At 72.4% G+C, this 6,908-nt stretch carries 4 protein-coding genes; 1 reads left to right on the forward strand and 3 read right to left on the reverse strand.

The genetic code is table 11. The features are described 5' to 3' along the window. Together NBZ83_RS28585 and NBZ83_RS28590 are read right to left on the reverse strand one after the other, a co-directional pair. Nucleotides 1-2,354: nitronate monooxygenase (locus NBZ83_RS28585; protein WP_261576179.1), on the reverse strand; the 2,354-nt coding region annotated here is incomplete at its 3' end. Between the two features lie 1,800 nt (nucleotides 2,355-4,154). Then, nucleotides 4,155-5,015: a helix-turn-helix transcriptional regulator gene (locus NBZ83_RS28590; RefSeq protein ID WP_261566161.1), complete on the reverse strand. Its 861-nt coding sequence runs from the start codon at nucleotides 5,013-5,015 to the stop codon at nucleotides 4,155-4,157. 947 nt (nucleotides 5,016-5,962) lie between these two features. On the opposite strand from NBZ83_RS28590, the gene NBZ83_RS28595 reads away from it, so the two are divergent. Continuing rightward, nucleotides 5,963-6,481: a DUF6458 family protein gene (locus NBZ83_RS28595; RefSeq protein ID WP_261566162.1), complete on the forward strand. Its 519-nt coding sequence runs from the start codon at nucleotides 5,963-5,965 to the stop codon at nucleotides 6,479-6,481. Between the two features lie 71 nt (nucleotides 6,482-6,552). On the opposite strand, the gene NBZ83_RS28600 is transcribed toward NBZ83_RS28595, so the two are convergent. After that, nucleotides 6,553-6,908: response regulator transcription factor (locus NBZ83_RS28600; protein WP_261576180.1), on the reverse strand; the 356-nt coding region annotated here is incomplete at its 5' end.

A 6,908-nucleotide genomic window follows, 5' to 3' on the forward strand; every position in this document is an offset into this window, starting at 1 on the left:
CCGCCGGTACCCGCACCGTCCATGTCCGCCCCGTTCTGCGAGCCACCCGCCGGGCGCCGCGTGCCATCGGCCGATCCGAGCGTGAGCCCCGGCCCGGCCGGCACGCCGAGTTCGGCGGCGCGGTCGGCGAGAGCGGCGGTGGCCTGCGTGGTCACCTCGTCGTGCAGGGCGGCGACGCTCGTGCGGTCCGAGCGCAGGGCCGCCACCTGCCCGATCATGAACATGCCGTCCCGGGCCTGGGCCGCCGGGCCGACCTGGACGACCTCGCCGCCGTCGCGGCGCAACCCCTTGCTGGCCACCCGAAGCCGGCCGAGGTTGAGCGCCTCCAGCTCCTCCCACATCTGCTGGCGGGGGGTGGCGGCGGCGAGCAGTTCACGGCGCCGGTCCAGAAAAGTGCGGACGTAGGCGGACTCGACACACCGGGTCGCATGCCCCGGGGAGGTCTCCAGCAGCACCGTGCGTTCGCAGTCGAGGGCGGCCTGCTGGAAGCCGGGCAGGATCGCGCCGGAGGCGACGGCCTCATCGGTGAACAGGTAGGCCGTGCCCATCAGCACGCCGATGCCGGCGCCCCGTTCAGCGAGCGGGGCGGCCGCGGCGGCGACCATCGCCGCCGAGCGGGCGTCGTGTACCCCGCCGGCGAACAGCAGGTGCAGTCCGGCGAAGAAGTCCGGACCGGCCTGGTCGCTCTCGCCGAACGCGAGCAGTCCCGCGATCTGCGCCTCCCACAGCGGGAAACTCGCCCGCGGCCCGACGTGACCGCCACACTCCCGGCCCTCGAAGACGAACTTGCGGGCCCCGTCCGCCAGGAATCGGTGCAGCAGTCGCGGGGACGGCACATGCAGGAACGTTTCGATGCCGGCTGCCTCCAGCGATGCCGCCTGCGCCGGCCGGCCGCCGGCCACGATCGCACACGGTGGACGCACATCCCGCACGGCGGCGAGCTGTGCGTTGCGCAGATCCGCCGGGGCGAAACCGAGCACGCCCACGCCCCACGGCGCGTCCCCGAGCAGGTCGGCGGTCTGCGTCAGCAACGCGCGGCTGTCCTCTCCGCTCATCAGGGCCAAGGCGAGGAACGGCAGGCCACCCTCGTCGGCGATCGCACGGGCGAACGCCGCCCGGTCGCTGACCCTGGTCATCGGCCCCTGCGCGACGGGATGGCGCAACCCCCGCGCGGCCGCGAACGGCGCGCCGACGGCCAGCGGACGGATGCGGGCGGCGGCCGCAATGCCGTCCCGGATGCCCTCGCGCACCGCCCGCACCACCCCGGTGGCACTGCCGTAACGGTCGGCGAGCGCGGCGGCGAACGCGCCGTCCTGGCCGATCGGAAGGAACTGGTCAACCAGGTCGCGGGCGCCGAGACGGGCCGCGACCGCGGCGCCATCTCCACCAGCCTCGCCGCCACCGTCGCCGCCGACCCCGCCGCCGCCTGTTCCGGAGGCGGTGACCGCGCCGTCCGCGGCGAGTTCACCGCCGGTGTCGCGCAGGTCGACGGCGGGCCGCTCGGTCCGCCCGGCGAGGGCGGCGATGGGCAGATCGGGCCGGACGTAGAGCCGGTGGCCCCCGTGGAGGATGGTCTCGCTGCCATCCATGGCCCGCACGGCCGCAGCGACCTGCTCGGGCAACTCCATCTCCCGGACCAGGGCAAGCTGGGAGTCCAGCACGACCCCGGCGGCGCCGCCCGCCACCGCCGCCGCCGCCGTCGCGGGGCCGATCCCCCCGGCGGCGAAGGCGGGCACCGCGCCGCCCATGGCGTCGCGCAGCCCGGCGGCCAGCAGATGCTGCAGCAGGGTGAACGTGGTCAGGTCGCCGACGACACCGCCCGATTCGTTGCCTCTGGCGACGAGCCCGACCGCGCCGGCCGCGACCGCGTCGCGGGCCTGGGCGACCGAGGTCACCTCCACCCAGACCCGCAGGCCCCGCCGGATCAACTCCCCCGGCTCCCAGCGCCGATCTGCCCCCGGGTCACCTGCGACGGCGCTGACACCGGCCGCAGCGCCGACCAGCCGGGGGGCGAGCACCACCAGATCCACCGCGTCGGGCAGCTCGTCCGGGTCGAGCGGGCAGCCGACGGCGACGCGCACCCCGAACCGTCCCGGCGTCCAGCGGGCGGCGTCCCGCAGGGCGTCTCGCGCCGCCTGAGCGGACCGTCCCAGGTCAAGCACGCCCAGGCTGCCCGCCCGCGCCGCCGCGGCGACGAGGGCGGCCGAGGGCTGCGCGAACGGCGTGATCACGACTACCAGTTCGCGCGCTTCGAGCAGATCGGAGGCGCCGAACAGGTCGGGCGTGTCGAGCAGGTCGGGTGTGTCGGAACGGGCCGGGGAGGCCGCGGGTGACACGCGGGGTGCGGTGGTCATCGGCAGGTCCTCCTGGCAGGTCGCGGCCGGGGGCAGGGTGCTGTCGGGGACGAACTAGTCCGGGCCACTGGGCCCGCCGAGGCCGTCCGATCGTCCGATCGGTCCCACGCATCCGGCACGTGGTCCGCCCCCGGATCACCACAAGGACATATCCAGGACAAGAGGCTCACCCACCAAACCAACGTGATGGACACGTTCTGGACGACAGGATCGTCCACATCATCGGTGACCTCCTGGCCGGTGCCGCTGGGCGACAGACGTCCCGGGGAAGCTGCATCTGCACTGACTACGCGGAAAGCGAACCGACCCCCAACAACTCTTGTGGAACTGGTACGACCGGCGCCCGGAGCGGCTGACTTGCTTAGCCGACCCGACAGCGTCAACGTGCGCGGAATACTAGTCGGCTCGGTCCGGAGCACTGCACGGCGGCAGGCCAAAGTCGCGATCACGCACGCCCTGGAGCTCCGCGACGATCGCCGTGACCTGGTCGGGACTCCTCCGGTCCAGCGGTTCCCCCACCGCCGGACATCGTCGGTGATGTCGCGGATCGGGATTACGCAGAGCCCGTGCGGATGCGCACCGGGCGACCTTATCAATCCCGGCGTCGATCGGTGGAGGTTACGAATTGGTGGCACGCAGGGCGGTATCCCGGGCCACCGAACCCGGCGGTTTCCATTCTGCTTCGATCGGCTAAAGGGACGGTGAACAGCCGAGACTACATTCCTTGGGCACGGACCGGCACGCGCAAGGTCAGAAGAAATCGGCGGCGAGAGTAGCGCCCCGGGACGTATCGAACCACGGGTGAAGAGCATCCGAAAATTGATCGTGGCAACCGCCGGCCGGGTCAGTCACCGACGGTTGGGTGGCCCCTTCGGGCCCCTCTCGGCTAGCAAGGACACGGGTCAACCTAGTCACAGCGCGCCATCAGCCGCAAGCGGGGCTGGGCGGAATGATGCTGGCGTCCGCCACTGCACCACCTAACCGAACCAGCCTGCTACGACGGGCAAAGGACAGTATCCCACAGATGGGGTATGCCGCGCATCTCTCGCAGAAGCCGCCAAGGTGATGATCTACCGCAAGTCCGGAGGATACGGAGACCGGCTGGTCTCTGGCCTGGCCTGGCCCGGCCGTGCCTGGCATTCCCTCGGCGGCCGACGCCACCGGGGCAGGATGGACAGCAACCGGGATACGGATCGCAACCGGGATGCAGCGGGCACGAAGGGCTGCGGCGAGGCTAAGAGGGGGGCCGCCGGTCCGCGGGGACGGCAGCACGCGAAACCCGCAGGCGCGCGGACGGGGCTGGCCCGTGGCGCGGGCGGGACCTTAAACGACCGCGGGTGGCGCGGCCGGTATCGGCCCGCGCCACCCGCGGTTCGTCGGAAGCCAGGTTTCGGAAGTCAGGTTGTCGAGGCGCGCCCATGGCGCGTCGCGTCGCGTCGGTGCGTCGGCCTTCCGCCCGTTCGGGCAGGACCGGCCGGCTTGCGGGCCCCGTGGGTGCTGGGAACCGGGCGCCCGCGCCGGCGAGGCACGGGGGTCGGTTCCGCGCCGGGCATGCCCGGCCAGAGCAGGCTGCCGGGGCAGGCCCGGCGCGCTGCCGGCCGGCAGACGACCAGCCGGCATGAGGACCGCCGCCGCGGCCGAGGACCGATATCCGGGGTCCAGGGTGGGATCGGCGGCAAGGGACAGGGCCAGGGGCACCAGGCGGCAACGGGCCGCGAACGCGTGACCTCGAACCGGAACCCCCGTGTCCGGACGCGGCCGGGGAGCTCCGACGGTTGGGTCAGTTCCTCAACCGGCGAGTCAGGGCCGGGGCGGGCTGGGGGGAGCGAACGCGCTGGTCTCCCGTTGCCAGGCGATGGCGAGCTGCGTGCGGTTCGAGCATCCCGTCGCCACGAGAGCGTGGGTGAGGTGGTGCTTGACCGTGTCGATGCTGATGCACAGCGCCTCGGCGACCTGCCGGTTGGACCGGCCCTCGGCGACGAGTCGCACCACGTCCCGCTCACGGGCGGACAGCCGTCCCGCGACGGACGGACCAGGATCGGTCCGGATGTAGAAACGCAGCAGGTTGCCGAGGTGACGGCCGAGGACGGCGCCGACCGCCCGGTCCCGCGGGCCGAACGCGCCCGGCCGCGAGTCCAGCAGGGAGATGAGCGCACCCACGTTCGACGGGCCGAACAGGCGCACGAGCAGCTTGGCGTGGATGCCGTGGGCGCGCAGGAAACGCTCCAGCCGCATCCGCACCTCGGGACGCTCCGGAACGCCCAGGTCATCGAGGGTGGCGAGGCCACGCTCGCGGACCGAGCGCAGGCTTTCCGGGTTGCTCAGCGCCTCCAACTCCCGGTAACGCTCCATGTACGGGCCGGCGAGGCGCAGGGCGAGTCCCCGGCCGGTGGGCCGAGCGTCCTGGAACGCCGTCTCGATCGAGGCGCCCAGGAAGAAGGCCGAATGGCGATAACCCAGGTGGCGGGCCATGCCGTCGAGGGCCAGTTCGCGGAAGGAGGCGAGCGAGGAGGCCCGCTCGCAGTCCTCCACGACGCGCAGGATGCCGCGCAGCTCGGCCGCTCCGAGCGCGAGGTCACGCGGCATCGGGGCGCCGGTGCGGGCGGCCATGCCCGGGCGCATCTGCGCGCCCGGCTGGCCCGGAACCTCACCGCGTCCCATGGGGGACCCGGTCATCGAGGACCCGGAGCGGGGATGCGACAATTGCCGAGCAGCGGCGCTGCCCGTGCTCGTGGTCGGTGCGGGGTGCCGCGCTGGCGCCGGCGCCGCACGGTGTGGGGCGGACGGCGGAGCGGGTGAGCTCGCCGAGGCTCGCCTGGCGATGTGACCCGCCATGCCTATCTCGGTGGATGTGTCCACGGTCACGCCGATTCGCGGCCGATGGGGTGCATCCTCGCCGATAGCATCGGTCGAGAGGGGAACTCGGTCGGTCACGCGTGCCTCCGGGGGTCAGACTCAGAATCAAACCGGGCGGTGGCCCGGCTGTGGCGATGCCACCGGGTGAATTTCCGGTGAAGGTGGACATGTTCGGCAAGCGTAGGGCCCACCTCCCTCGCTACGCCACCAGTTGCCCACGCCCCTCATTCTCCGCCGAGCCAAACCCACCGTTTGGGTGGGAGAATCGTGCCCTCAACCCGGCCATATCTTTCCCGGGCTGCCACCCTCACGCTTGAAGCGACCACTTCGCGTGATTTTTCCCTCCCGGAACCATCCCCTGAAGGGGCCACCTCGTCGGCGGTATGCGAGCCTCGTGGCACCCCGATCGCCGGCCAACGCCGAGATCCAGCCAGTCGACCGGCAGCGGGCGCGACGGTCGCGAAACGTTCCCACTACTCGCCACCCTCCACGATGGGTGACCACCAACCCACTAAGTGCCTCATCAGCATGGGCCATCGTCACCGAGGGTATTGATATAGGCGTCCCGCCGTTTCGATCGGCACACCTCCACCGGTCCCCCGCGAGGTCCAACGCCCACGACGCAGCCCGCCGAAATCGCTGAGGCCCAGTACGGTCTCGCGCCACCGATACCCTCCCGCCGAAGCCTGGCGGCTGCCGACCATCCCGGTCCGCCGCCGTCCCGCCGGCGGGACGAACGAGGTGAACGACTGATGACTCTGGGACTGTCGGTCTTCCTGGTTGTGGTGGGTGCCACGCTTCGATATGCCCTGACGTGGCGGGTGGCCGGGGTAGATCTCCCGGTTCTGGGCCTGATTCTGATGGTCGCGGGGATCGTGACCTCGGTGATCTGCGTGCTCCGGGCGGTCGTGCCGCTACCGGCACGGGCCGCCGCTCGCGAGCGGCGGCCCGACTCCCTCGGCTGGCCCGCCGCCGCCCCGGGCCGGGGCCAGGCGGATCGGGCAGTGCGGCGGACGATTCCGCTGGCCGACGGCCGGCGGGGTCGGACCGGCCGCTCCGCATCCGCGGATTCCCTGACCGTCCCGGACCCACTCGGCGCCGCCGCCTTCCCTGCCGGGGACGTGGAGGCGCCCGAGCTGCCGGAGCCGTACCCGGACCTCACGCAACGCCCGGACCTCGCGCAGCATCCGTACTTCGCGTTGGAACAACGCATCTTCGGAGGACGGGTGGAGGCCGAGCCGGCGGAACCTCGGGACGAGGCTGGAATCTGAAGACACCCGTCGCGCCGACGGCGCCGGATGTCCGCCGGCCGGAATGAGGCTGCTTCAGAGCAGGTGGAGTTTCAGAGCAGGTGGAGTTCGCGGGCACGGTGCACGGCGTCCCGGCGGCGCGGCACGTCGAGCTTGCGGTAGATGCTTTTCAGGTGCGTCTTCACGGTGTTCACCGAGACGTAGAGTTCGGCCGCGATCTCGGCTGTCGTCAGCATCGTCGGCAGGTAGCTGAGAACCGCGAGCTCCCGATCGCTGAGACGGTCGCCCGCGGCCGGACCGCCGCCGGCGCGTCGGCGGTCCGGCTCCCGGGGCCACCTGTCCGTCGCCCCGGTCCGCGGGACGCCGCCGAATGCCTCGCTCCCTGCGACCGGATGCGGACCCGGGAACGGGCCGCCGGGTCGCCGATCGTGCCGCGTCACGTTGGCCG

It is taken from the genome of Frankia gtarii (assembly GCF_025403375.1).
Taxonomy (GTDB): Bacteria; Actinomycetota; Actinomycetes; order Frankiales; family Frankiaceae; genus Frankia; species Frankia gtarii.